This window comes from Vibrio sp. T13N (genome assembly GCF_032970445.1).
In the GTDB taxonomy this organism is placed as follows: Bacteria; Pseudomonadota; Gammaproteobacteria; order Enterobacterales; family Vibrionaceae; genus Vibrio; species Vibrio diabolicus.
Genome location: NZ_JAWJYE010000001.1, coordinates 78,756 through 104,828 on the forward strand (window position 1 = coordinate 78,756; position 26,073 = coordinate 104,828).

General features: G+C 47.5%; 19 protein-coding genes. 10 read left to right on the forward strand and 9 right to left on the reverse strand.

Annotated features, from left to right (window positions below; all coding sequences use genetic code 11):
• Nucleotides 1-20 precede the first annotated feature (20 nt).
• The 3 genes from R2S67_RS00400 to R2S67_RS00410 form a co-directional block, all read right to left on the reverse strand.
• The gene (locus R2S67_RS00400; RefSeq protein WP_005498331.1) at nt 21-1,445 is read right to left on the reverse strand and encodes a PTS mannitol transporter subunit IICB; all 1,425 of its coding nucleotides are present in this window, start codon (nt 1,443-1,445) and stop codon (nt 21-23) included.
• 12 nt (nt 1,446-1,457) lie between these two features.
• Entirely contained in the window at nt 1,458-1,901 is a 444-nt protein-coding gene (locus R2S67_RS00405; RefSeq protein ID WP_005391226.1) for a PTS sugar transporter subunit IIA, read from the reverse strand.
• A gap of 431 nt (nt 1,902-2,332) precedes the next feature.
• On the reverse strand, nt 2,333-4,090 hold the full coding sequence (locus tag R2S67_RS00410; protein ID WP_317341711.1) for an SgrR family transcriptional regulator: 1,758 nt from the start codon (nt 4,088-4,090) through the stop codon (nt 2,333-2,335).
• Between the two features lie 394 nt (nt 4,091-4,484).
• Between R2S67_RS00410 and R2S67_RS00415 the strand changes: the two genes are divergently transcribed.
• Together R2S67_RS00415 and arsB are read left to right on the forward strand one after the other, a co-directional pair.
• Nucleotides 4,485-4,826, forward strand: a complete 342-nt coding sequence (locus tag R2S67_RS00415) for an ArsR/SmtB family transcription factor (protein ID WP_006742094.1) — start codon at nt 4,485-4,487, stop codon at nt 4,824-4,826.
• A gap of 84 nt (nt 4,827-4,910) precedes the next feature.
• Nucleotides 4,911-5,966, forward strand: a complete 1,056-nt coding sequence (gene arsB / locus R2S67_RS00420) for an ACR3 family arsenite efflux transporter (RefSeq protein WP_005391233.1) — start codon at nt 4,911-4,913, stop codon at nt 5,964-5,966.
• A gap of 42 nt (nt 5,967-6,008) precedes the next feature.
• Here the strand turns inward: arsB and R2S67_RS00425 are convergent, their stop codons facing one another.
• Both R2S67_RS00425 and R2S67_RS00430 read right to left on the reverse strand, forming a co-directional pair.
• A complete protein-coding gene (locus R2S67_RS00425; protein WP_258647105.1) occupies nt 6,009-6,788 on the reverse strand; it encodes a helix-turn-helix transcriptional regulator in 780 nt (259 codons plus the stop codon).
• A gap of 21 nt (nt 6,789-6,809) precedes the next feature.
• Nucleotides 6,810-7,343, reverse strand: coding sequence for a YbhB/YbcL family Raf kinase inhibitor-like protein (locus tag R2S67_RS00430; RefSeq protein WP_167427652.1), 534 nt, complete (start codon nt 7,341-7,343; stop codon nt 6,810-6,812).
• A 188-nt stretch (nt 7,344-7,531) separates the two neighbouring features.
• Between R2S67_RS00430 and R2S67_RS00435 the strand changes: the two genes are divergently transcribed.
• Nucleotides 7,532-8,323, forward strand: a complete 792-nt coding sequence (locus tag R2S67_RS00435) for a PhzF family phenazine biosynthesis protein (RefSeq protein WP_317341712.1) — start codon at nt 7,532-7,534, stop codon at nt 8,321-8,323.
• A 92-nt stretch (nt 8,324-8,415) separates the two neighbouring features.
• Here the strand turns inward: R2S67_RS00435 and R2S67_RS00440 are convergent, their stop codons facing one another.
• Entirely contained in the window at nt 8,416-9,444 is a 1,029-nt protein-coding gene (locus tag R2S67_RS00440; protein ID WP_317342135.1) for a lactonase family protein, read from the reverse strand.
• Nucleotides 9,445-9,849: 405 nt separating this feature from the next.
• Between R2S67_RS00440 and R2S67_RS00445 the strand changes: the two genes are divergently transcribed.
• The 3 genes from R2S67_RS00445 to R2S67_RS00455 are packed head-to-tail and all read left to right on the forward strand — an operon-like array spanning nt 9,850 to nt 12,825.
• The gene (locus R2S67_RS00445) at nt 9,850-10,797 is read left to right on the forward strand and encodes an HlyD family secretion protein (protein WP_025503691.1); all 948 of its coding nucleotides are present in this window, start codon (nt 9,850-9,852) and stop codon (nt 10,795-10,797) included.
• 4 nt (nt 10,798-10,801) lie between these two features.
• Nucleotides 10,802-11,728 (forward strand): ABC transporter ATP-binding protein, encoded by a 927-nt coding sequence (locus tag R2S67_RS00450; protein ID WP_268979056.1) that lies wholly within the window; start codon nt 10,802-10,804, stop codon nt 11,726-11,728.
• Nucleotides 11,728-12,825 carry an ABC transporter permease gene (locus tag R2S67_RS00455; protein WP_162472215.1) on the forward strand — a complete coding sequence of 366 codons (1,098 nt, stop codon included), beginning with the start codon at nt 11,728-11,730 and terminating at the stop codon, nt 12,823-12,825. The genes R2S67_RS00450 and R2S67_RS00455 overlap by 1 nt, the downstream gene beginning before the upstream one ends.
• Before the next feature lie 108 nt (nt 12,826-12,933).
• Here the strand turns inward: R2S67_RS00455 and R2S67_RS00460 are convergent, their stop codons facing one another.
• The 3 genes from R2S67_RS00460 to fdhF all read right to left on the reverse strand — a co-directional run bounded on the left by R2S67_RS00460 (nt 12,934) and on the right by fdhF (nt 18,770).
• Complete coding sequence (locus tag R2S67_RS00460; RefSeq protein WP_005391248.1) at nt 12,934-13,305, reverse strand: hypothetical protein; 372 nt, start codon at nt 13,303-13,305, stop codon at nt 12,934-12,936.
• Nucleotides 13,306-13,481: 176 nt separating this feature from the next.
• The gene (locus R2S67_RS00465) at nt 13,482-14,429 is read right to left on the reverse strand and encodes an endonuclease/exonuclease/phosphatase family protein (protein ID WP_375222749.1); all 948 of its coding nucleotides are present in this window, start codon (nt 14,427-14,429) and stop codon (nt 13,482-13,484) included.
• Nucleotides 14,430-14,501: 72 nt separating this feature from the next.
• Nucleotides 14,502-18,770, reverse strand: a complete 4,269-nt coding sequence (gene fdhF / locus R2S67_RS00470; protein ID WP_317341715.1) for a formate dehydrogenase subunit alpha — start codon at nt 18,768-18,770, stop codon at nt 14,502-14,504.
• Between the two features lie 244 nt (nt 18,771-19,014).
• Here fdhF and R2S67_RS00475 point away from each other — a divergent pair, with 244 nt between their 5' ends.
• From R2S67_RS00475 to R2S67_RS00490, 4 genes are all read left to right on the forward strand, one after another.
• On the forward strand, nt 19,015-19,434 hold the full coding sequence (locus R2S67_RS00475; RefSeq protein ID WP_005391253.1) for a hypothetical protein: 420 nt from the start codon (nt 19,015-19,017) through the stop codon (nt 19,432-19,434).
• A gap of 217 nt (nt 19,435-19,651) precedes the next feature.
• Entirely contained in the window at nt 19,652-21,073 is a 1,422-nt protein-coding gene (locus tag R2S67_RS00480) for a TolC family protein (protein WP_168187777.1), read from the forward strand.
• A 103-nt stretch (nt 21,074-21,176) separates the two neighbouring features.
• A complete protein-coding gene (locus tag R2S67_RS00485) occupies nt 21,177-22,892 on the forward strand; it encodes an efflux RND transporter periplasmic adaptor subunit (protein ID WP_317341717.1) in 1,716 nt (571 codons plus the stop codon).
• Nucleotides 22,893-22,894: 2 nt separating this feature from the next.
• Nucleotides 22,895-26,035, forward strand: a complete 3,141-nt coding sequence (locus R2S67_RS00490; RefSeq protein WP_317341719.1) for an efflux RND transporter permease subunit — start codon at nt 22,895-22,897, stop codon at nt 26,033-26,035.
• Nucleotides 26,036-26,073 lie beyond the last annotated feature (38 nt).

Here is a 26,073-nt window from a genome sequence, read left to right on the forward strand (position 1 = left end):
TGCCGCCCCAAACTGCATTGTTAGGCTGGTTGCTCAGTCGCGACCGTTTGTTGCTTAATCTTATCCATCAGCTCGTCAAGCGCTGGGTCGTTGAGGAAGTTCTTGATCGTTACGACTGGTAAACCTGTCGCGTTGACTGCGCGGCTTTCTAAGCTCTCGTGTGTCACGACGATATCGGCTTCACTCGGGACTTTCTCGATGGCAAAGTTCTTCACTTCAATCTCTATCCCAGCTTGTACCAGCTTGCGTTTGAAGGTCGATGCGCCCATCGCACTAGAGCCCATACCCGCATCACATGCGAATGCGACAAATGAAATTGGCTTGCTCGGCTCTTGCGTCGTCGCAGCTGCAACTGGCTTAACTGCGCCTTCCGCTTTCATCTCTTTCATGTCAGAAACTGACTTCTCAAACTCGCTTTCTTTTTCTTCTGATTTGCTCACCTTCAGAATCGCACTTGCTACCAAGAAAGAGACAATCGTTGCACTTGTCACACCTGCGATGGTCGCGATGAAGCTACCTTTCGGAGTAAGAGCAAGGTAAGAGAAGATAGAGCCTGGACTTGGACCCGCGACCAAACCGGCATCAAATAGGTTGAAGGTTGCGATGCCTGTCGCCGCACCAGCAATCATTGCCACAATCATGATTGGTTTCATGAGTACATATGGGAAGTACAGCTCATGAATGCCACCAAAGAAGTGAATGATGATGGCACTTGGCGCAGAGCGTTTAGATAAACCCTGACCAAACTTTGCGTAAGCCAGCAGCATACCAAGACCTGGGCCTGGGTTAGACGCCACCATAAAGAAAATGGACTTGCCCGTTTCTGCGGCCGCTTGCAGGCCTAGTGGGTAATAAATACCTTGGTCAATGGCGTTGTTCAGGAACAACACTTTTGCTGGTTCGTTAATGATCGCTAACAGAGGCAGGAAACCCGTCGCAACCAACGCTTCGATGCCTGATTTCACAAACAAGTTTGCTGCGGTGACTGAAGGGCCAACAATCTCGTAGGCGAACAAACACAACAACATACCGACGATACCCAACGAGAAGTTGTTGACCACCATCTCAAAACCAGAAGGGATGCGGTGTTGAATACGTTTATCCACTTGCACCACAACCCAAGCACTCAGTGGGCCCATGATCATTGCGCCAACAAACATCGGTATGTCAGCCCCGACAATCACGCCCATCGTACCGATAGCCCCCGCTACCGCGCCGCGTTTTTCACCAACAATCTGACCACCAGTGTAACCAATTAAAAGTGGCAGCAAGTAAGTGATCATTGGCCCCACGAGTTCGCCAAAGGCTTCGTTTGGCATCCAGCCCGTAGGAATAAAGAGTGCAGTAATAAAGCCCCAAGCGATAAAGGCTCCGATATTTGGCAGCACCATGGCGGTCAAATGACCTCCGAAGGCTTGCACATTGGCTCGCATGTTTGCTTTCACGTTATGTTCCTTTTAGTATGCTTTTATTATGTCTAGCACTTGTTCTTTGGAAGAGGCTTGTGCCAGTTTTGCAATGTTCTCTTCATCCACAAACATCTCGCTCAACGCTTGAATCACCTCAATGTGGGTATCAGAGTCTTTCGCAGCTAAGGTAATAAGAATATTGGCCGGACCGAGATCCGATCCAAAATCAACAGGTGATGGGAAAATATGAATACCTAAGCCTGTTTTTAAAACACCAGTTTCAGGTCGGGCATGAGGCATTGCCAATCCAGGGCATAACACATAGTAAGGACCGTTTTCTTCCGTTGAACGGATGATTGCATCAGCATAATGCTGGGAGACGTAACCTTTATTTTCTAGGTATTGAGTGGTCTTTTTAACCGCATCTTGCCATTGGTAAGCGCGATCATTAATTACATCTACTAGTTCGTGGTCGATTAACTCGTACAACATATTTAACCCTATCAACAGTTCGTCATCTGATGGGTTAATTATCAATAACAGAGTCCCAACCGCGCAACCGAGCTACTTTTGCGCTTCGAGTCACACTTTAAAGCCTGTCAATTTGTTTAAATGGACAGAGCTCAAAAATCCCACACGTAAAAAATCTACAAATTTTATTTGAGCAACAAGTCAATAGACGAATTTTGAATACAATCACCTTCTCGAAAATATTCTTAAAGTTACATTATTTAAATCAGATCACATTAGACCTATTGACTCGATATAATTCGTGATTAATTTCAAAGTTCATTTCGGGCTGTTTCTTGATCACTCGCGCTCAAACGTAGATAAGCATCACACTTGTTGGCTAGAAAAAATAAAAACGTCACTGGCTTTCACCAAATTGCAGACACAAAAAACCGCCATTCAGGCGGTTTTGATCAGTCCGCAGACCAAACGGATCGTATGTCTGGCCATCCCCAGTTTGTGAGTGCGACATCTTCCAAGACCCCTTGAAAACGTAGCGTCTGAGTATGGTGAAACATCGGTGCAATCCAATATTCGCTAATCAATGTGGACGCAATCGGCTCTAACGCGCTCAGATAATCTTCAAGCGGTGAGAATGCGCGGACATTTTCCATTTGAGCATCCAACCACGCCGCATTTTGCGCCCCTAAGGTGTGGTAAAGCACGGCATTGCTAAAGAAGTTGCTAAACGCAGACGCATGACGGTTATCGTCCAAGTTAATATTGGTGACAACCAGAGTCTCATCAAGCGTACCGTTTTTGGCTTTCTCGCTCAGTTCACGGTAGGAGTACATAACGATCTCGACTCGGCTGCCCGCATGTTTTAGACGCGAAGAAATCGCTCGTGCACACCGGCGTAGTGCCGTGTAATTGTACCCTGCGATGGTGATCAGCTTTGGCAACTTGACCGCTTCTCCAAATGGACGCAACACCGGTTTCCAGTTAGGCAATAAGTTATAAGCAGGTATGCTCCCAAATATAATGTTTTCATTACGCATCACTTCAGCTAGCTGTTCAGGTTGAATCAATTCACTGATGTATCGGCGCTGGGCCTGAGACAAAGCGTGCTTTGCATGATGGTTAAACAGTGCGAACAAACAACCGTCTTCCGTTCGACTGCGTTTACTCGCTGGTGATACTTCACTGTTTGGCGTCGACATATAGTGGCTGCACATGTCATCAGCAGAATCAGGTTCTGGTTGCAATGTGTTTGCGGCAAGCGATGGATTTTCCATCTGTTCATCGTTGACGATCCATATCGTCACAAAATCCGTTAATACTCGACACGCGTAATAGCCATCAAACGCTTGCAGTTTCAAACGGTTTTCACTGTGCTCAACGACGGAAAATGGACCACTCCCCACCACCGACTTGTTGTTAGCAACGTTCACCTGACTCACGGGCTGAATGCCATATTTCACGCCAGAAATAAGTCCAGCAAAACCCAAGTCAGGTCGGTTAAGCTTAAAAACAACCTTCAATGGATTAAGTGCCGTAATGTTGGCAACATGCGCCAGCTCTTTTTCGTAGTATTCCAAAGAGCTTAATTTGGCGAACAAACTGACAACCGTTTCAGCATCAATTGGGTTGCCATTATGAAAAGTCAGACCCGGACGAAGATAAAATGTCCATTCGAACAAGCTGTCATCATAACGCCAATGATGAGCCAGCTCTGGCTGCACCTGCCCGTTGTAATCGCTCGAAACCAAACAACAATAAATTTGGCGAAGCAAAAAACGTTCACTACTTCGCTGCAGTTGATGCGGAACCACACGCTCGAACATGCGTTTGTAGGTCAGCTGAATATTGAGCCGCCCCTCTTTTACCGATGCGCCCGACGTTGTTTTGAGGAGTCGCCCAAATGCAGCTTCATCTTCATCCAGAATCGACAGCGCTTTCTCGTACTTACCAAGCTTGATTCGCTCTAGTGCAAGGCTTTCTTTTAGCGCGCTGAGTTCAACGTTTAACAACAATGTTGAACGCTGGTTCCGTCCCGGTTTTGGTCGCCAACTTAACCACGCTATCTCTTGCATCTGCGCCAGCAAACTGCGCGCATGACGAGGCGAAGTAAACAACAAATCGGCGATTTCTTGCAGCGTGGTTTTTGCTTCATTACCAACACCAAAAGAGAGCAAGCGTTGGTAATAACGAAATAAGTTGAGATCAGACACCGCACGCACCTTAACTCTAGGAGGCCATTCAATAGGCGTATTTTACTGAACTTGGCGGCAATAAAATAAGAAAACTTCCAAACACTTTGTTCCCCTTTTACTAACATTTCGTGCCTATATTGTAGGAAAACCCCACCAATTCGGTTTTATCAGGAATAAAGCGAAGAAATCTACTCTCTTTTTCGCCTCCCCTTTTTTCACCATACTAATTTAGCGAGCAGGAAATATAGAGAGTTGCTCATGACCTAACCCCCAAGCAGAACTTAGCTCCTGATACCACACCCCCAATTCGTCGTATCTTTAAGTTCTGCTTTTTTACTGCCAACAGTTGCGCCTTAGAAAAAGCACACGTACACTTAATCGCAATTCGACGATTAACTATAAAGGTTTGCTCATGAGCAACAAATGCAGCGAAACGTGCCAAATTGCTTTTGAAGCCACGCAAAAACAACTCGATAAAGAGCAAGCACTCGCCGCTCAAGCGAAAGCGCTGTCTCATCCTGCTCGCTTACGCATTCTGCATATTCTTCACACTTTAGACACTATGGGCGGCTGCTTAAATAGCGATTTAGTCTCTGAGTTAGGTTTAGCGCAATCGACCGTATCAGAACACTTACGTATTCTAAAACAGGCCGGGTTTATCAGTGCAGAACCTAACCCGCCAAAGGTTTGTTACCGCATTCAACGTGAAAAACTGAACGCGTTTAACGCTCAATTTTCCGGTTTATTTAGCTAAGACACATTGCGCGCTTTCCATGCGCGCAAAGATAAACTATAACCTTATATATCGCCTTTCGACGATAAACGAATAGAGATCACTATGACGACTGAAGTTTTAAATAGTGCCAGCGAAAAAATGAGCTTTCTTGACCGCTACTTAACGGTTTGGATCTTTGTCGCAATGGCCATCGGCGTGGGGATAGGCGCAGCCTACCCGCAAGTAGCAGAATGGAACGAAGCAATGTCCGTTGGTAGTACGAACGTACCACTCGCCATTGGTTTGATTTTGATGATGTACCCACCACTCGCCAAGGTGAACTACGGTCTATTAGGAACGGTAACGAGAGATAAAAAAGCCATCACGCTGTCTCTGGTTATGAACTGGATCATCGGCCCAATCCTGATGTTCGTTCTTGCTTTAACCTTTCTTGGTGATCATCCAGGTTACATGGTCGGTATTATTTTGATTGGCCTTGCACGCTGCATCGCTATGGTTTTAGTGTGGAATGATATTGGCGGCGGCAACAAAGAATATGGTGCGGCCTTGGTGGCATTAAATAGCGCATTTCAAATTCTGACTTACAGCGTTATGGCTTGGCTATTCATCACCGTACTTCCACCGTTCTTTGGCTATGAAGGTTTTGTGGTTGATATTTCCATGGGAGACATTGCGGAAAGCGTATTGATTTACTTAGGCATTCCGTTCCTCGCTGGTTTTCTCAGTCGTAAATGGTTAGTCGCTGCAAAGGGTGAGAAGTGGTACAACGATGTGTTTATTCCTCGAATTTCACCCATTACTTTGATCGCTTTGCTCGCCACCATCGTGCTTATGTTCAGCCTCAAAGGAGAGATGATTTTACAGCTACCAATGGATGTGTTCCGCGTGGCAGTCCCACTAGCGATCTACTTCGTATTGATGTTTTTTACCAGCTTCTTTATCGGGAAGAGAATGGGCATCCCCTACGATAAAAATGCCTCCATCGCTTTTACGGCGACGGGCAACAACTTCGAGCTGGCGATCGCGGTTTCCATTGCTGTATTTGGCCTGAACTCCGATCAAGCATTCGCTGGCGTGATTGGTCCGCTAATCGAGGTTCCTGTTCTGATTGCTTTGGTTAACGTCGCACTGAGGATGAAAACCAAATACCAGAGCTAAAATTGGAAACATAAAGATCGAGCCAAACAGCAATATTAAGTACTAACTGACGACAGTTTTTATGTACTCACTGGGCGTTAAACCAAACTTCCCTTTAAATCGTTGGCTAAAACGGCCTTCCGATTGATAGCCACACAACTGCGCGAGTAACGCAACGTTGTATGAACCATTTTGCATCAGGTAGAGTGCGTGATTTAAGCGCACTTCTGCCAGCACTTCGCGATACTGAGTGCCCTCTTGCTTGAGTTTGCGTATCAACGTTGCTCGGCTCATAGCAAAGCGCTCAGCAACAAATTCCAAAGGGTGGTCATCGCCCGGAGAGCGTGACAGATAGCGGCTGAGTTTCTGACTGAACGAGGTATTGGAACTCGAGAAAAGCCGATGCAATAGTCCTCGCTCTGCTAACTGCTGATACAACCCCCTCATCCAATAACGTTGCGTCGCTTCACTTAAACTTTCCCGTTCAAAAGAAAACAAGGCATTTAATGTCGCTTGCAGTGCTTTGTCTGTCTCCACCGCTGGGACGTAATTTCCCAATGCATTACTCATACTCAGCTCTAACATTTCATCGCTAGGTACGCAGTGAAAACTGAACATTCGTGAAAGAAAACGCCCTTGTTGAGGAAGGTTTTCAAAATTCAGCGAAGCGTTTGCTTCACAAAGCATGATGTTAGGATGAAGAATATCAAACGCTTCGTTTTTCCAAAACAGACGCTTACTCCCTTTAATGATCTGGATAATACTCGGGGAGTGAATCCTGACGTTACGTAGCTTTTGCTGCTGCTCCGCACGAAACAGCGTCACTTGATATTGATGCCCCATCTTCTCCCCTTTCGTATTCAATTATCGTGTGTAAGTCGCGGTTAACTTCGCGTTGTCCAATGCAACACTATTCAACGTAAATCCTACAACCGCCGCTGGCGTGTTCTCATCCAAGTTCAACTTATCACTCGGCAGCGCCCAAACGGTAAACTGGTAGCGGTGCATACCATCTTTTTCTGGCGGACATGCGCCGCCAAAACCAGTAGTACCGTAATCGATACGAGACTCCTTACCGCCGAGCTTACTGATATCAACGCCACGAGGCAGTTCGTTAACTGAGGCTGGAATATCAAACGCTATCCAATGCCAAAAACCACTGCCTGTTGGTGCATCAGGATCGTACGCGGTAATCGCAAAACTTTTTGTACCCTTTGGAACGTCTTTCCACATCAGTTGTGGAGACTGGTTCGCACCATCACATCCCCAACCTGAATATTCAAATGTCTTCGCCATTGGATGACCTTCTTGAATATCTTTGCTCTTTAGTTCAAAAGCATGGGCAGAGCCGATAACCAAAACGCTAAGGGCCAAAACAGACTTGTGAATCGCTTTCATGTTTTTCTTCCTTTCAATGAGTTCAATTCAAGTCTATTCATCAACACAAGCCAAGATACATCAATAAGTATCACAAAATATAAAACCATCGTCTATTTTGATACTTTAAGATTCAAACATAAATTTCTTATTCTCTGAGTTGCATCTGGTTTATGCTAACCAACCGCTCAGAGAACAAGGAAGACAAAATGGAACTGGACATCTACGTCGTTGACGCATTTACAGACACGCAATTTAAAGGCAACTCAGCCGCAGTCGTACCCTTGCAAGAGTGGTTAGAACCAGAGCTAATGCAAAACATTGCAGCGGAAAACAACCTCTCGGAAACCGCGTTTGTTAAAACGATTGGAACGAATCAATATGAAATACGCTGGTTTTCACCACTTACAGAAATCGACTTTTGTGGACACGCAACGCTCGCCGCTTCTATGGTGTTGTTCGACCAACTCGGCGTTACAGGAAGTATTGACTTTCACACATTAAAAGTGGGCACCTTAACCGTAATTAAGAACGCACTTGGCAAGATTGAAATGACATTTCCGACAAGAGCACCACACCCCGTCAACGCCGTTCCTACGCAATTAATTGAGGGATTAAACTGCGAAGTAACACACGTACTGCTTAGCCCGCAAGCTTACTTCGTCATCGTGGAAGATGAGCAAACCGTTTTCGATGTTCAATATCGATCCGACCAACTGAAACAACTCGCCCCTTACGATGTCGTCGTCACATCAAAAGGCAGTCAATACGACTTTGTATCTCGCTACTTTTGGCCAGCAAACGGCGGAGATGAAGACCCTGTCACAGGATCAATCCACGCAGGCTTAGCACCATATTGGGCGCAAGAGCTCGGCAAAGCATCTTTAGTGGCGTATCAAGCATCAGCACGTGGTGGCATTCTGTACTGCGAAGTCAAGGAGGATTGCGTCAATGTATCTGGTGATGGTGTGTTGTATATGAAAGGCAAAATTTACGTCTAACTGTACGTTGAAGATTGGCGTTAACTGTTTTTATCCTGAAAGCCTAGCCGCCCGCTAGGCTTTTCTATTTCCTGTTGTTTCAGCGTTAATCGTTACAAAGGTTGTTCGACAATACACACAGGGGAGCCTATCTCACAGTCATAACCCGTTGGGGTAATTTCACCCGTTTGAGGATTGCGACGAAAGCTCACCACATTGTTGGAATGTTGATTGGCAACCAGCAACCACTTTTGATCACGAGACAACACAAAATCTCGTGGAAAAGCCCCTTCACAGTGAATGGCTGCTCGCCTTTTTGGCGTATCGCCAGACACATCAAACACACTGATTTTGTTCTGAGCTCGGCAAGAGACATACAAAAACGTTTCATCTTGCGAAAGACGAATCGCCGCCGCCGCTTGCTGATTCTCTTCCCCTTCTAATAATTCTGTTTGATTCAAGATAAGCCATTTATCTTGATGCTTAACTAGAACAATCAAGGTTTCTGACAGTTCGCAAACCACATACGCTGTCGACTCTTGTTGGTTAAACACCACATGGCGCGGTCCCGAACCTGCGGGCAAATGAATCACTTGCGACAGTGAAAAATCCGGCGGCTGGGCATCGTAATCATAAATAAGGACGCTATCGCTGCCTAAGTCTACGACAACCAATTGATCACTGTGCTTTAAAAACGTGACTTGATGAGCATGAGGAGAAGTTTGGCGTTCTAAATTCGGCCCGCATCCATCAACGTATAAATCCGCCAATAAACCTAGCGGTTTACCATCGCGATCCAATTGAAATACGCTAACATTGCCAGAGCCATAATTAGCGACCGCCAACAACGGTTTTTTGATATCCAAATGACACGGATAATCGCCATTAATCGGCAAAGAGACGGATTCACTACCGCGAAAAAATGCGAGCTCTGCACCTTCATTTCTATCCATTTCGCTAAACGTATACAGCCCGTGTTCAGTGATCGTGAGATAGGACGGATTACGTTGAACAGCAACATCGTCAAGCCGAGTCAGTTCACCCGTTTCAGTGTTCAGCGATACACGCGCAATGCCCGTGCTCGTACTCGGTGGGTTGGTGTAAGTGCCAATATAAAAATGCACGTGACCAGTTGTTGTCATGGATGGCCTTATATGAGTAATTCGCATTATTCAACACCTTGCCTATTGTCATGGCAGACCGCAATCCATTTTACGAATCAGCCACTTAAAATGTGAAGTGATTTCTAATTCAGAATCAAGTGACAACTTGCAGCCTCAACTATCCTAGTGTTTATCGCTGGGCATTTAACTTTACTTATCAGGAAAACCTGACCTCGTTCAAGGTTTTTTCATTCCACCTCGCGACAAGCTTGTTCCAACGCTAAGCCTCTCTATTTAAAAAGAATCGCTTGTAGATAAAATGCTAAGCTCTAAAAAGAAATCGTTATGGATGGCGGTTAGCGACGGGTTAGCGGACTCAATCAACACGCTCCCGTTCGCAAGTTATCTATTCATGCATTACTTCTTCAAAGGAAGCACCGCACTATGAAGCGAATCATTTTTGGCACATTGGTTATTGCCCTTTTAAGCGCCTGTTCAAAAGATAACACGCACCAAGCGCTTGGCACCCTAGAGCGTGACCGTGTAACGTTTACTGCCACATCTAATGAGATAATTAGAGCCCTTCCAGTCAAAGAAGGCAGCTTGGTCAGTGAAGGGGAAGTGTTGGTTCAGCTCGATACTAAGAATCAACAAGCAGTTCTTGCACACGCCGTTGCCGAGCAAGCCAAAGCGGGAGCGTATTTGCTTAAATTGACCAATGGTGAACGCCCAGAAGACATTGCTGCTGCATCGGCTCGCGTAGCCCGAGCGGAAGCGCAGCTCACCGAAGCGCAGAAAAACTATCAACGCAAAGCAGAACTGGTGCGTAAAAAGCTCATCAGCCAATCCGAAAAAGATTCCGCTCTTGCGGCAAGGGACTCGGCGAGAGCCGAATTAGACTCAGCAAAAGAAGAGTTCAGTAAGCTCACCGCAGGTTCTCGCCTCGAAGACATCGAACAAGCTAAAGCCGCTTTAATGGCGGCAAAAGCCGAAGTAGCGTTGCAAGAGCAAAAACTGGCAGAACTCACCATCACGGCTACGCGTGACGGTACGCTCGATAATTTGCCTTACAATCTTGGCGAACGCGTACCAGTGAACGGTGTGGTTGCCGTGATTCAAGCCAACCGCGTGCCGTATGCGCGAGTGTATGTTCCTGCCGATTATCGAATCGGGTTTATTCCTGGAAAAACCGTGACGGTGAATGTCGATGGCCTTGAGAATCCATTACAAGGCACCGTTCGTTGGGTGGCTAGTGAGCCTTCATTCACGCCCTACTTCGCACTAACCGAAGAAGAACGTTCACGGTTGATGTATCTAGCAGAAGTTGATTTACCTGAGTCTGCAAAAACGTTGCCGTCAGGTGTGCCTGCCCAAGTAGATTTGGTGGAATAAGCCAATGACCGAGTATGCAATTCAAGCTCAAAATGTGGTCAAAAAGTTCGGCGACTTTACTGCTATCAATAACATCACACTCAACGTGCCCAAAGGCAGCATTTACGGATTTTTGGGGCCAAATGGTTGTGGTAAGTCGACCACAATTCGTGTGCTCACCGGCCTTCTCAGCCCAAGCGAAGGCAGTGTGGATGTGCTTGGATTAGAAATCCCAAAACAATCCGAACAACTGCGGCTCAAAATTGGCTACATGACACAAAAGTTCTCGTTGTACGACGACCTATCCGTTCAAGAAAACCTCGAATTTATTGGGCAAATTTTTGGTTTAAGCAGCAAGTCGCTGAAAGAGCGGATAGAAGAGCAGCTCACCACTTACGGGTTGGATCAATTGCGCAAACAGCGCGTAAGCGGCATGAGTGGCGGACAAAAGCAGCGCCTTTCACTCGCCGCGGCGACCATGCACAAACCCGAACTGCTGTTTTTAGATGAGCCAACATCCGCCGTTGATCCCGAAAATCGACGCGATTTTTGGGAGCAGTTGTTCGACTTGTGCGATCAAGGTACGACGATTTTGGTCACCACGCATTACATGGACGAAGCAGAACGCTGCCACCGTCTGGCGATCATGGAGTCGGGCGAAATTCGTGCCGATGGCGAGCCAGAACAGTTAATGGAACAGATGGGCGTTAATATCATTGAGGTGAAAACCGACAAACTTCGTGAACTCAAAGAAAAGCTGATTCAACGTGACGAAGTTCGCTCTGCGGCGCAGTTGGGGATTCGTTTACGCATCCTTATCCACCAGCATGTCGAGCAGCCGATTGAATGGTTAAAGCAGACGTTTCCCGAACTTCAAAACGCTGAAATGAACTACGCTCGCCCAAGCTTAGAAGATGTTTTTGTCAGCGTGACAGGGAAAGGCCGCCAATGATGAAACCTATCGCTCGCATGAAAGCCGTCATGATCAAAGAGATTCGCCAACTTTCCCGTGACCGAATCACGTTTGGCATGGTGGTGATGATCCCGCTTATCCAGCTTTTGCTGTTCGGCTTCGCAATCAATACGGACATTCGCAACATTCCGGTAGGTGTTGTCGACCAAAGTGGCAGCACCGCCGGGCGGATCATTACCCAGTCAGTAAAAGTCACTCAAGTGGTGGATATCAAAGAAACCTATGCCACCGCGCAAGAGGCCGAACAAGCGATTCAAGATGGTATTGTGCGCGCCGTGCTGATTTTGCCAAGCGATCTCACACAACGCATGATGCAAGGTCGAGAACTTGGGCAGTGGATTGTGGATGGGTCAGATACCATGATCAGCTCGGCAATATTGTCGTTGCAAACCATGCCATTGACCGATTTTGATTTCGAGATTCGCCCAGCGCCAAGCAAAACATTCGAAGTCGCACTCTACTACAACCCAAGTCGGCGTTCTGCGGTCAACATCGTACCCGGCTTACTCGGTGTGATTCTCACCATGACGATGATTTTGTTCACCAGTGCCGCGATTGTACGAGAACGTGAACGGGGAAATTTGGAGCTATTGATCACCACGCCCATCCACTCGATAGAGCTAATGGTGGCGAAAATCGTGCCGTATATCTTTGTCGGCTTAATTCAGGTTTTCATCATTCTAGGGTTGGGACATTGGATTTTCGGCGTGCCGATTAACGGTGCAATCAGCCAAATTCTGTTTGGAACCTTGTTGTTTATCGCCGCCAGCTTAACTTTAGGGTTGGTCATATCCACCATCGCCACAACTCAGCTTCAAGCCATGCAAATGACGGTGTTCATTCTTCTGCCTTCAATTCTGCTGTCTGGATTTATGTTCCCTTACGAGGGCATGCCAGTCGCAGCACAGTGGATTTCAGAAGCCCTGCCCGCCACTCACTTTATGCGCATAATTCGAGGCATAGTGTTGCGAGGAGCGGATCTGATGGACTTATGGCGAGATACCCTTTGGTTGCTCGGGTTTACCGTATTTGGATTGGTCGTTGCGTCACTGAGGTTTAAGAAATCGCTCGATTAAACTTGCCAATTTTTCTCTTTCGCAGAAACAAAAATAGCCTCGACAATGAGGCTATTTTTGTTTGGATATTCAAATTTAGTTTTACCGGACTTAACTAAGCAACTCACCTTAATAATATTCGCCGTACGAGCAGTCTCGTAAGTCTGAAATACTGTAGTTTTTCAAAGAGTTGATTTTAAAGTTAAACACCACCTGTTTACAGACGACACCTTCACGATCGGTATAGGTAATAAAGCCTTCACTGTAAGCACGTTTGCCATCAGAAGACGTAACATCGGCCACGAGTTCTAAATGCCCTTTGTGCGCCTCTACGCGATTCATCATCTCAAACACATCCATCCACTCTTCGCGATTTGCCATTTGTATCAACATGGATTTGGCCTGTGTTTCCAACTGCTGCGGATACACGTAATAACGGTTGTAACCAAAGTATGCGCACATCAGTAATAAAACGAGTGCAAATGAGGTTGTTCTTGTCATGCAAGCTGCCTCTTGTTGTTATAAAAATCCTGCTTCGTTAGTTCAGTATAGGAAGCAAGCAAAGTTTAGGTCATGGAACTTGCTCAAATAACAGAGAACAGTCAGAGAGAGTCAATTCTATGACAAGCTCAGCACAGGTTTAACTTATGCAACACAACAAATTCTAAGGGCTTTAACTATGGAATATGCACACCGATCTGGGTTGTCACCATGCGGTGATCTGAGCCTTGTGGTAAAGCAGAGGATTCACGAGAGCAGATGATTCGCTGTCCTTGCTCAGATTTTAGCCACAAATGATCAATGCCTATCATCATCGGCTCTGGCACGTTGATGCCTTTGATGTTAGTTGGCCAGCTCGTCACTGGCGCGGTTTGAAAACTCGGGAACAGCGTAGCAAAACGAGGGCTAACCGAGGAGAGATTGAAATCCCCCACAACCAACACCTCTGGCTCGGGATAAAGCGCGGTCAGCATTTCTATGGTTCGCACCAGCGCATTTCTTTGATGCCAAAGCTCGCTGGTTCTTGGTGACGGTGGATGAGCCGCAAACAAAGTGATCTGTGCTTGACCTTTAGGCAACCAAACCGCTCTGATGACTTCTTGTCCATTTGGCGCACGATAAACCGAAACCTCCGTGATGGGGTGTCGGCTAAGAATCATCAAATTTGATGGATACCCCACGTCACGTTGGCCACCATAATAATGCGGATAGACATCATCCAACATGTGCAAAAGGCTGCCAACACGCGGCGTCAGCTCTTGCATCACCACCAAATCAGCAGGATGCCTCAACAGATAGTTGATGAACTGATTGATGTCCGAGTTTTCGTAAAAAAGATTGAATTGAATGACGCTCAACGAGTGCGAGCAAGACGCCACATGGCTGCGCTGCGACGGAACAAGTAACGAGACAAACAAAATAGCGACAAAGGCAGAAAATGCACTTTGCAACCATCGACGAGTGATGAAAAACGCCGAGGCTAAAGCAACGTAAGTGAACACAATGAGGGCGGGGATCGAGGTAAGATTCTCCGCCCACCAAATATGTTCAATTTGCCTGACCGCCAGCCAAATAAGAGCGGGTAGAAGCAATATGATCCACTTAAAAACGCTCGGCACACGCACTGCTCGTTTCGCTATTACATATCATAAGCTTAAATGCAATTTCTCAACTCGCCAGTGCGTGAAGCGTTGATGTTAGACGTGGTGTACCGCTTCCTCGACAGGCTCTGGTTGAGCAGCCGTTTCACTGATTTCAATCTTCACCGCTGCGACTTTGAATTCAGGAATTTTCGCATGCGGGTCCGTTTCCGTAGTCGTCAAGCGGTTGACCGGCGATTCAACGAAATGAAACGGGATAAACACGACGCCTTTTTGCATTCGCTTGGTAACAAACGCATCAATATCGATGCTGCCACGACGGGTCGACACTTTTAGGCGCTGACCATTATGGATACCAATTGCTTCGGCATCTTCAACACTGATCATCGCTCTTGGCCCAGCAAGGTTATCCAACCCTTTCGTTTTGCGTGTCATCGTACCGGTGTGGAACTGTTCTAGCACACGCCCTGTTGTAAGCACCAAAGGATACTCTTCATCAGGCAACTCAGCTGCATAGCGGAACGGCACGCCCACCATTTGCCCTTTCCCTCGGGTAAATTGGGTTTGGTGCATAATACGAGTACCGTTTGGATTGTTCTTGTTACTTGGCCATTGAACACCGTTCGGCGTGATCGCGTCCCAGCGCAACCCTGCATATTGCGGCGTTACACGCGCGATCTCGCTAGTGATTTCAGAAACGCACTGGTAATGCCAATCGCTACCCATCGCGTTTGCGATCGCTTGAATGATCCACCAATCTTCTTTCGCCTCACCCGGCGCTTTCACTGCCGCATTAACGCGCTGCACGCGTCGCTCAGTATTGGTGAAGTGACCGGATTTTTCCGCAAATGAACAAGAAGGCAATACCACATCGGCGTACTGCGCCGTCTCGGTGAGGAAGATGTCTTGCACGACCAAGAAGTCGAGTGCTTCCAACCCTTCAATCACGTGTGCTTGGTTTGGATCGCTCAGTACTGGGTTTTCGCCCATGATATACATCCCGCGAACTTCTCGTTTGCACGCCGCATCGATGATTTCCGTTAGGGTAAGCCCTTGCTCAGAAGGTAAGTTCGGCGCATCCCACTCAATCGCGAATTTCTGACGAACAATCGGGTTATACACTTTTTGGTATCCCGGATAACAGTTCGGCAATGCGCCCATATCACACGCACCTTGTACGTTTGATTGACCGCGCAGTGGGTTAATACCCCCCCCCTCAATACCGATGTTGCCACACAACAATTGCAGGTTTGCAATCGAACGAACGTTGTCGTGCCCTGTTGTATGCTGGGTAATACCCATTGAGTAATACACCGCCGTGCGTTTTGCCGTACCAATCATTCGCGCCATCGCGAAAATATCGTCCGCTTTTACGCCCGTAACTAACTCAACTTTGTCGAGGTTGTACGCTGGCGACATCACCTCTTGAAGCAAGGTATCAAAGCCGTCGACGCGCTCTTCGATGTATTCTTGATCATACCAACCATTTTTGATGATTTGCTGCATCACGCCGTTGAGCAACATAACATCCGTGCCCGGTCGATGCGCTAAGTACAGCTCTGCATGTTCGGCCATGTCCACTCGTTTCGGGTCTGCCACAATCAAGCGTGCCCCGTGATGACGAATCGCCTGTTTGATGTGCGAAGCGATGATCGGGTGCGCAGATGTGGTGTCAGAACCGATAATAAAGATCACATCGGAATGCTTAATGCTTGGAATGTCGTTGGTCATCGCACCACTACCCAGCGATGCCTCAAGCCCAGTCACACTCGATGCGTGACACAAACGTGCGCAGTGATCAACGTTGTTCGTCCCGAGTTCACGACGGATGAATTTTTGAAACGCGTAGTTATCTTCGTTAGTGGTTTTCGCTGAAGAGAATCCGGCCAGTGCGTTGCTACCAAAATCTTGCTTGATCGTCGAAAGCTTCGAAGCCACTAGCTGAATCGCTTCGTCCCAACTTGCTGGCTGCAACCAACCATCTTTACGAATCAGTGGTGTCGTTAAACGCTCTTCGCTGCTAATGAAATCAAAACCGAAACGGCCTTTCACGCACAGCATACCTTGGTTAACTGGCGAATCCGCACCTTTTACATAGCGGATTTTGTTTTGTTGCTCATCGACAAACATGGTCAACTTACAACCCACACCGCAGTAGGTACAAATGGTGTCGACGGCTTTTAGCTGTTCGGTTCTACCTTGAGAACGATCACGGCTGTCCACCATCGCGCCCGTTGGACACGCCTGAACACACGCCCCACATTGCACGCATTTTGAATCGCCCATGAGCGTCAAACCGCTGCAACTTGCGCCTTTTTCATCGGAGCGGAATCGTGGACGATCATCTGGTCGTAAAGCTGGTCGGCCATTTTTATCCGACACAAAACTCAACACACCATGTACCGCTTGCTCACGGCATGCTTGAATACACTGACCACAACTGATGCAGCGGTTAGCATCAAATTCAATGAACTCAGAACTGCGGTCTACTTCGTATTTATGACGAAGATCTTTCGCACGTAAATCGAGCCAATCTTGATGACCAATCACGTTAGCAAAGGAAACGTCCACGGAAACATCGAAATGTTGCTCGGCATGATATTCCGTTGAGTAATCTCGCAAGGCACAGTCGGTATTCGCTTGGCAACCACACTCTAAGCAGCGCGCCGCTTCTTTCATGGCCTCTTCGTTATCAAAGCCCAGTTCCACTTCAGCAAAACTCTGCTCACGCTGTGCTGGCGTCAATTCCGGCATGATTGAACGAGCAACTTTTTGGATATTTTCGAAATGAAGTGGGTCAACCTGCGCCAGTTTTTTCTCTTTACGAGAGTTGAACGCTGGTTTCGGCATGTCCGCCATATCGCCATCGAGGAACAGATCAATCGCTTTTGCCGCAACTCGCCCATCTCCCACTGCTTCAACCGCTGTTGCAGGACCACGACGAAAATCACCGATACTGAAGATATTGCCCGTACCCGTGTGCATGGTTTGCGAGTCGGACTCAGATGTGTTCCAACGCGTTAGAGGAATGGACAGCTCATCGTTTTCTAAGAAGCTGAGATCTGGCTTTTGCGATACAGCTGCAATCACGGTATCAAATGCTTCAGTAAAGAACTCACCCGTTGGTTTCGGGCTACGACGACCAGACGCATCTGGCTCACCTAACGCCATTCGTTCTAATCGAATTGCCTTCACGCGGCCGTTTTCATCCGCAATGTTTTCCGCCGGATTCGTTAAGAAATGGAACTTCACGCCCTCATGTTCAGCTTCGACGATTTCGTAGTCCTCGGCCGGCATTTCGTCGCGAGTTCGACGATAGATCAAAGTGGTATCGGCACCCGCACGACGCGCCGTACGCGCACAGTCGATCGCAGTGTTACCACCACCAATCACGGCAACTTTTTTGCCCGTAACGTAGTTTTGCTCTGTAACGTAATCTTTCAGGTAATCAACACCGAGGTAGCAACCGTCCAACTCGCTACCAGGATAATTCATTTCTACCGCTTGAGACGCCCCCACAGCCAAACAGACAGCATCGTAGTCTTCACTCAATTGCGACAGCGTGAAATCAACCCCAAGCTTTTTGTTGGTTTCAACTTGCATGCCGTTGCGGCACATCAGTTCGATTTCTTTGTCTAGAATGTCTTTGGGTAGGCGATATTCAGGAATGCCGTAGCGTAGCCAACCGCCTGCTTTTGGCATGGACTCAAATACGGTGACGTCATAACCTTCATTCGACAAGTAATAACCTGCCGTTAAGCCACCGGGGCCACTACCAACAACGGCGATCTTGCGATGCTTCGCTGGTTTTTTCTCTGGGACATACGCTTCATGCGCCGCTAAATCTGCGTCTGCGGCATGGCGTTTGAGTTGGCGAATGGCAATCGGCTCATCCACCAAAGAACGGCGACACTCACTTTCGCAGAATGCCGGACACACACGCCCAATCGATAACGGCATTGGTAGTGTGCGTTTAATAACTTCAATCGCTTTTTGATGATCGTTTTGCGAGATATGGTAGAGATAAGATTGGATGTCTACCCCAGCAGGACACGCCGTTTTGCATGGAGCTTCACAGTCGGCGTAGTGGTCCGTCATGATTCGGTTGAGCGCTTTTCTGCGGTGCTCACTAAGTTGTTCTGATTGTGTGACGACATTGAGACCGCGGTACACTTTGAGATCACAGGCGCGCTTAGTTCCGCCACTTTCCACTTCGACCACACACAAATCACACGGAATTTTCTCGTTACTTTTGTTCATTCCGCACAGTGAAGGGATTTCGACCCCGCACACTTTGGCTGCTTCCAGAAGGGTTAGCCCCTCTTCTACAATTCTATATTTTCCATCGATGACAATTTCTATCATATAACCCCCGAAGCAGGCACACTAAACCTTACATTCTATAAGGATAAACCCTACCATGGAAAGTTCGTGTGACAAAAAACTCACTAGCGAGATATTTCTTAGCGATTAATATGTCCAATTGACTTTAAGATGTAGAACTCATTATCTCGAAGTGGGGTCGGTATAATCCTTGACTTTACCCCTAGGGTAACCTTTATTATTTAGTGGTTACTCGATATATAAGCTCATTTTGACTGGAAACCGTATGCGTCTGAAATCATTGCATACAATTTGGCTAACGTTATGTACAACGCTGATACTGCTGGTATCTAGCGTGGTAAATAGTGCGCCTTTAATGAGCCTAAAAATGATGTCGAGTGATGCCATGATGTCTGCTCACATGACGGAAATGGCAAGCGAGAACGATCACTGCGGCTCCCCGAGTATGAGCATGGAGATGGCCTCATCGTTGAGCTCCGACTCTGCAGAGATTACCATGAGCTGTGTTGATGGCTCCGGTATGATCCACAATTGCTGCACAGCATCTTGCTCATTCGTTTTTGTCCCATTACCAGTCACTGACAGCCAGCTCTCCCCATTGGCTTGTCGCGCATCCATTGCCTCAGAAATTACCGCACCAGTGGTACAAGTCACCCATGATTTGTATCGGCCTCCGATAGTTTAATCCATACAAAGCATTCGACCCTGCATCGCTTTGCAGGCAGTTTCTTTGCGCCCAACTGATAGCGTACTTACCTCAGCTATTCGCTCGTAACTCCATTTGTTACCTGCTATTTAGCGATAAAAAAGTGCGTCATCCGTTTGGCAAATACCAACGCTCTCCCGCTCGGTTCAATCGATCCGAAACGCAAAAGAGCTTGGTATCAATTTGGATGTAAATTATGGAATTCAACCCAAATCGCTTAGTGGCACCAGTATGCTCACTGGCTCTGGTTGCCCTACCTGCTTTCAATGTGGTGGCACAATCGCCAGCCAATACGAAAGCACAACAAGAAGCGCAAGCTCAATCAATCCAAGCTCAGTCAACCAATGAGCTAGCAAACCTCATTAGCGTTGCGTTGAGTAACGATGGCAACCGTAAGCAGTTCTATGCTCAATCGGAAGCAATGCGTGAAACAGGCGTAGCCAGCGCAACCTTGATGGACCCGAAATTGAAAGTCGGTTTTGGTGGTTTGCCTGTCGATAGCTTCAAATTTGACGAGGATCCGATGACCAATATCTCCGTCGGTTTGATGCAACAGTTCGAACGAGGCTCGACGCTCGACCTTCAACAAAAGAAAGCCAATCAACAAGCCGATGGTTTGTCGTTGCAAGTTCACGCACGGGAGCTTGAAGTGGCAAACAGCATGACTCAGCTTTGGTTGGAGCTGGGCTATCAGCAGAAAGCAGAGCAAATTTTGCTAGAAAACCGTCGGCTCATGACGGAAATGGAAAACTTCATTCAAACCAATTACTCAATCGGCAAAAGCGAAGCGCAAGATTTACTGAATGCACAGCTTCAAGTGAGTAAGTTGGATGAAAAGCTGCAAGCCAACGCACAAATGCAGCGCCGTTTGGTCTCGCAACTCTCAGAATGGTTGGGCTCGGACTGGCTCAATACCTATACCCAAAACGGACGCTCAACACTTCAAGCCAGCAACACACTGACTTGGGCGTCATTAAACCAAAAGTTGTCTGCAAATAACGAAACGACCAAGCACTACCAACAGTTGAGTGAGCACCCGATGGTGAAAATGGCAGACGTAAGTATTTCTGCCAATGAAACTCAAGTGGACATTGCAGAGCAAGCTTACACGCCTCAATTCGGTGTGGAAGTGATGTACGCCTATCGTCAAGCCAACAATATGAAAGGCGAACCTGCATCGGATTTGGTGAGCGCGTATCTAACAATGGACATTCCCCTGTTCACTGGCAATCGCCAAGACCGCAACTTAGCCGCCGCTCAGTATCAAGTGGGTGCTGCTCGCTCACAAAAAGATACGTTACTGACTCAGATGAACGCGAAGGTCAACACATTGCTGGTTGATCGCGCCAACTTGAGTCAGCGTTTAGAGCGTTATCAATCCACCTTACTTCCCCAAGTTCAAGCTCGTATTCACGCGGTAGAGAGGGGTTATCAAAACAACACCGCACAGTTTAACGATGTGATCATGGCAAGCACAGACGAGCTGGCGCTAAAGCTCGAACAGCAACGTCTTATTACCGATTTAAACATCGTAAACAGCAACTTAGCGGCTTTATTGGGTGGTTTCGAATATCAAGTATCCACACCCAACATCACGCCTGAAGCAAGCGCGAACTAAAACAAAAACATGAGAGAACCCAAGTTTGGGGACGATGGCGAATGCACACCAATAAGCAATCAACATCGCTGTCATGCCTCATGGGGAAAATAAGGAATTAGGAATGAGTTCAAATTCAATCAAGATAGCAACCATCGCTCTGCTTGTTGGCGGGGCACTAGGGTTTGGCGTTAATCAGTACCTATCTGGTGCAAACCACGACATGAGTGGCTCAGGCGCTAACGCTGCAAGCAGCTCAAACGAGCCACTCTATTGGGTTGCTCCAATGGATCCAAATTATAAGCGCGACAAACCGGGCAAATCGCCAATGGGCATGGACTTGATCCCAGTGTACGCTGAAGATCTCGCGGGTGAACAAGACAAACCCGGCACGGTAAAAATTGACCCATCAGTTGAAAACAACTTAGGTGTAAAAACTGCTCAAGTCTCTTTAGAGCAACTTTCACCTCGGATTGAAACTGTCGGCTATATCGCGTTTGACGAAAGTCATTTGTGGCAAACCAACGTTCGCGTGGCCGGCTGGGTTGAAAAGCTTTACATCAATGCCGTGGGTGAAAAGGTCAAAAAAGGCGATGTGCTGTTCACGCTGTACTCGCCTGAGCTAGTCAAAGCACAAGAAGAGCTGCTGAACGCCTACCGAACTGGGCGTAATGGCCTGGTGAAAGGCGCGACAGAACGTTTAGTGACACTGGGTGTTGATCGTTCTCAAATCAGAGCCATCACTCAACGCGGGAAAGCATCGCAAACTATTGAAATTAAAGCTCCGGAAGATGGCGTCATCGCGAGTTTGAACGTTCGTGAAGGTGGTTACCTATCCCCTGCTCAAGCGGTAATCAGCGCGGGCCCACTTGAAAACGTATGGGTGGATGCCGAAGTATTTGAGCGCCAAGCTCACTGGATGAAAGCAGGAAGTAGCGCCACTATGACGCTTGATGCTATTCCAGGCAATGAATGGAAAGGGGTTGTCGACTACGTATACCCTATTCTGGATCCTAAAACTCGTACCTTGCGTGTACGCCTCAAGTTCCCTAACCCGAATGGCGATCTTAAACCTAATATGTTTGCCAACATTGCCCTTCAACCAGTCACTGATAACGCAGTTATGACGATTCCTAAGTCTTCCGTTATTCGATCCGGCGGTATGACCCGAGTCGTGTTGTCTGAAGGCGATGGTAAATACCGCTCAACGCGCATCAAAGTTGGGCGTGAAGCCGACGACAAAATCGAGGTGCTACAAGGTCTGTCTCAAGATGATCGCATCGTAACCTCTGCACACTTTATGTTGGATTCGGAATCGAGCCAAACGGCTGATCTATCCCGTATTTCATCACCTACTGAAGCCAAAGCAGAAACAGTTTGGGCTAAGGGTGAAATCACCGATGTGATGAAAGATCACCGTATGTTGACCATTAATCATCAGCCCGTAGCAGAGTGGGATTGGCCGGGTATGGTCATGAACTTTACCCTCGCAGATGACGTTGATTTGAGCACTCTGCAAAAAGGCCAAGCTATCGAGTTTGAAATTCAGAAAACAGAGTCCGGTCAATATGAAGTCGTTGACTACAAAGCCGATGACAGCGTTGTCGTGACTGACGTATGGATTACCGGAGATATCAGCATGTTGATGGCGGATTTTGGGATGATAACTCTCAACCACCTCCCAGTTGCAGAATGGAACTGGGAGGCAGGAGAGATGAACTTCTCTGTAGGTGATGAAGTGGATCTATCCGGATTCAAAGAAGGTCAGAAAGTCCGATTTCTAGTTGAAAAACAAGGAGCTGACTACGTATTGAAGCAACTTGAAGCGGTTGAGGGCTAACTATGATTGGAGCAATAATCCGCTGGTCGATCAAAAACCGTTTCATGGTTTTGATCGCAACCCTAGCGCTTGTTTTAACCGGACTTTACAGTGTAAAGAATACACCTGTAGACGCCATTCCGGATCTTTCTGATGTTCAAGTGATCATCAAAACAAGCTACCCAGGCCAAGCACCTCAAGTAGTTGAAGATCAAGTCACTTATCCGCTAACCACCGCGATGCTCGCCGTACCGGGTGCAGAAACCGTTCGTGGTTATTCATTCTTTGGTGACTCATATGTTTATATCATTTTTAACGATGATACCGACATGTATTGGGCACGTTCGCGTGTTTTAGAGTACCTAAGCCAAGTAGCACCTAAATTACCACCGAGTGCAAAACCGACATTAGGACCAGATGCGACGGGTGTGGGCTGGGTCTACAGCTATGTACTGCAAGATAAAACTGGCAACCATGATCTTGCTGATCTACGCAGTATGCAAGACTGGTTCTTGAAATATGAGCTGCAAACCGTCGATGGCGTCTCTGAAGTCGCAACCGTAGGCGGTATGGTGAAGCAGTATCAAGTCCAGATTGATCCGGCGAAGCTGCGTGCTTACAACCTGACACTGCAACAAGTGAACATGGCGATCCAAAACGGCAATCAGGAAACGGGCGCCTCTGTTGTTGAAGTAGCAGAAGCGGAACACATGGTTCGCACTACAGGTTACCTAACGAGTATTGAGGATATTGAATTACTTCCGCTCAAAGTGACAGAGAAAGGTACACCGCTCTTACTGGGCGACATTGCCGACATCAACTTAGGTCCGCAAATGCGTCGCGGCATCTCTGAGCTTAACGGCGAAGGTGAAGCGGTTGGTGGAGTAATTGTCATGCGATTCGGCGAAAACGCGAGTGAAGTCATCAGCAAAGTTAAAGACAAACTGGAAGATTTACAGCGCAGCTTACCGGATGGTGTAGAAATCGTGCCTACTTACGATCGCTCCACGCTGATTAACGCTGCCGTAGAAAACTTGTGGAAGAAATTGGCGGAAGAATTCATTGTCGTGGCGATTGTTTGTGCCCTCTTCCTATTTCACATCCGTTCATCTTTGGTTATAGCGCTGAGTTTGCCCGTCGGTATTTTATCCGCGTTTATCGTCATGCATTCTCAAGGCATTAATGCCAACATCATGTCGCTCGGGGGGATTGCCATCGCCATCGGTGCAATGGTGGATGGTGCCATCGTAATGATAGAAAACGTCCACAAGCATATTGAACGAACGCCTCTCACGGATAAGAACCGCTGGCAAGTGATTGGCAAAGCCGCTGAAGAAGTGGGCGCGCCCCTGTTCTTCTCACTGCTTATCATCACGTTAAGCTTTGTGCCAGTATTTGCACTGGAAGGTCAAGAGGGCAAGATGTTCTCCCCTCTCGCCTTTACTAAAACTTATGCAATGGCCGCAGCGGCAGGTTTGGCAATTACCCTCGTACCTGTGCTCATGGGTTATTTCATCCGTGGCAACGTATTACCAGAGCATAAGAATCCAGTAAATAGAGGCTTAATTGCGCTGTATCGCCCGTTGCTGAATACCAGCCTCAAGTATCCTAAGAGTATGATCGTTATCGCTTTAGGCCTAATGGCGTCAGCTTACTATCCAACCAGTCAACTGGGTAGCGAGTTCATCCCACCATTGGATGAAGGCGACTTGATGTACATGCCGACTACGTATCCGGGAATCTCGATTGGTAAAGCACGTGAACTAGTTCAGCAAACTAACAAACTGATCAAAACCGTACCGGAAGTCAAAACGGTTTGGGGCAAGATTGGCCGTGCAGAAACGGCTACCGACCCTGCGCCACTCACTATGATTGAAACTGTTATTCAGCTAAAACCTCACGATCAATGGCGTGAAGGCGTGACGACAGAGTCGTTACGCAAAGAGTTCGATGAACTGATTCAGTTTCCGGGACTCACCAACGCTTGGGTAATGCCAATCAAAACGCGTATCGACATGCTAGCGACCGGTATTAAAACGCCAATTGGGATCAAGATTGCAGGCCCAGACCTGAAAGAGATCGAAAAAATTGGTGCTCAGCTGGAACCTATTCTTAATAGCGTTCACGGCACCTCATCTGTATATGCCGAGCGTGTAGCCGGTGGCCGTTACGTAACAATCGACATTAAACGCCGCGCTGCTGCGAGATATGGCTTAAGCATCAAAGACGTTCAGCAAGTCATCTCAACCGCTGTTGGGGGTATGAATGTTGGAGAAACCATTGAAGGGCTAGAGCGCTACCCTATCAACGTCCGCTATCCGCAAGATTACCGTGACTCGGTTGTTAAACTGCAAAACCTACCACTGGTAACCCCCAACGGCGCACGCATCGCACTCGCAGACGTGGCAGATATTCGTTATGAAGATGGTCCACCGATGATCAAAACCGAAAACGCGCGTCCAAACGGTTGGGTTTTCGTGGATATCGAAGGTCGTGACCTAGGCTCATACGTCGTGGAAGCACAACAAGTAGTAGCAGATCAACTTGAATTACCTGCGGGTTACTCGCTGGCTTGGTCAGGTCAGTACGAATACATGGAACGCGCCAAAGACCGCTTAAGTGTCGTAGTACCAATCACTATTGCGATCATCATGATGCTGCTTTACTTCAGCTTCCGCCGTGTGGGTGAGGTGCTGATCATCATGCTGACGCTGCCTTTAGCAATGGTTGGTGGCTTATGGCTGATGCATTATCTGAACTACAACTTCTCTATTGCCGTGGGGGTTGGGTTTATCGCCCTCGCCGGCGTTGCGGTGGAGATAGGCGTCATCATGCTGGTGTATCTCAACCAAGCGTGGCACCAACGAAAACTGGATGCAGAAGAGAAACAACGACCGCTTCAAGCGCGGGATCTTACAGACGCAATTCGAGAAGGCGCTGGCTTGCGTGTGCGGCCTGTCATGATGACCGTATTAACGGTAATCATTGGTCTTATTCCAATCATGTACGGTGAGGGAACCGGCTCTGAAGTGATGCAACGCATCGCTGCACCGATGATTGGTGGCATGGCCTCTGCCCTGCTGTTAACGCTGCTTGTGTTACCTGCCATCTTCAAGCTGTGGAAACAGCGTGAAGTGAAATCAACTCAACACCAAGATAAATAACAACGAGCGCCATTATTCAGAAAATAATGGCGAGATAG

Bases quoted from the DNA above. Each gene is read 5' to 3' on its own strand.
- R2S67_RS00405 (WP_005391226.1), bottom strand. From the start codon at position 1,901: ATGTTGTACGAGTTAATCGACCACGAACTAGTAGATGTAATTAATGAT.
- R2S67_RS00415 (WP_006742094.1), top strand. From the start codon at position 4,485: ATGAGCAACAAATGCAGCGAAACGTGCCAAATTGCTTTTGAAGCCACG.
- arsB (WP_005391233.1), top strand. From the start codon at position 4,911: ATGACGACTGAAGTTTTAAATAGTGCCAGCGAAAAAATGAGCTTTCTT.
- R2S67_RS00425 (WP_258647105.1), bottom strand. From the start codon at position 6,788: ATGGGGCATCAATATCAAGTGACGCTGTTTCGTGCGGAGCAGCAGCAA.
- R2S67_RS00430 (WP_167427652.1), bottom strand. From the start codon at position 7,343: ATGAAAGCGATTCACAAGTCTGTTTTGGCCCTTAGCGTTTTGGTTATC.
- R2S67_RS00435 (WP_317341712.1), top strand. From the start codon at position 7,532: ATGGAACTGGACATCTACGTCGTTGACGCATTTACAGACACGCAATTT.
- R2S67_RS00440 (WP_317342135.1), bottom strand. From the start codon at position 9,444: ATGACAACAACTGGTCACGTGCATTTTTATATTGGCACTTACACCAAC.
- R2S67_RS00445 (WP_025503691.1), top strand. From the start codon at position 9,850: ATGAAGCGAATCATTTTTGGCACATTGGTTATTGCCCTTTTAAGCGCC.
- R2S67_RS00450 (WP_268979056.1), top strand. From the start codon at position 10,802: ATGACCGAGTATGCAATTCAAGCTCAAAATGTGGTCAAAAAGTTCGGC.
- R2S67_RS00455 (WP_162472215.1), top strand. From the start codon at position 11,728: ATGAAACCTATCGCTCGCATGAAAGCCGTCATGATCAAAGAGATTCGC.
- R2S67_RS00460 (WP_005391248.1), bottom strand. From the start codon at position 13,305: ATGACAAGAACAACCTCATTTGCACTCGTTTTATTACTGATGTGCGCA.
- fdhF (WP_317341715.1), bottom strand. From the start codon at position 18,770: ATGATAGAAATTGTCATCGATGGAAAATATAGAATTGTAGAAGAGGGG.
- R2S67_RS00475 (WP_005391253.1), top strand. From the start codon at position 19,015: ATGCGTCTGAAATCATTGCATACAATTTGGCTAACGTTATGTACAACG.
- R2S67_RS00480 (WP_168187777.1), top strand. From the start codon at position 19,652: ATGGAATTCAACCCAAATCGCTTAGTGGCACCAGTATGCTCACTGGCT.
- R2S67_RS00485 (WP_317341717.1), top strand. From the start codon at position 21,177: ATGAGTTCAAATTCAATCAAGATAGCAACCATCGCTCTGCTTGTTGGC.
- R2S67_RS00490 (WP_317341719.1), top strand. From the start codon at position 22,895: ATGATTGGAGCAATAATCCGCTGGTCGATCAAAAACCGTTTCATGGTT.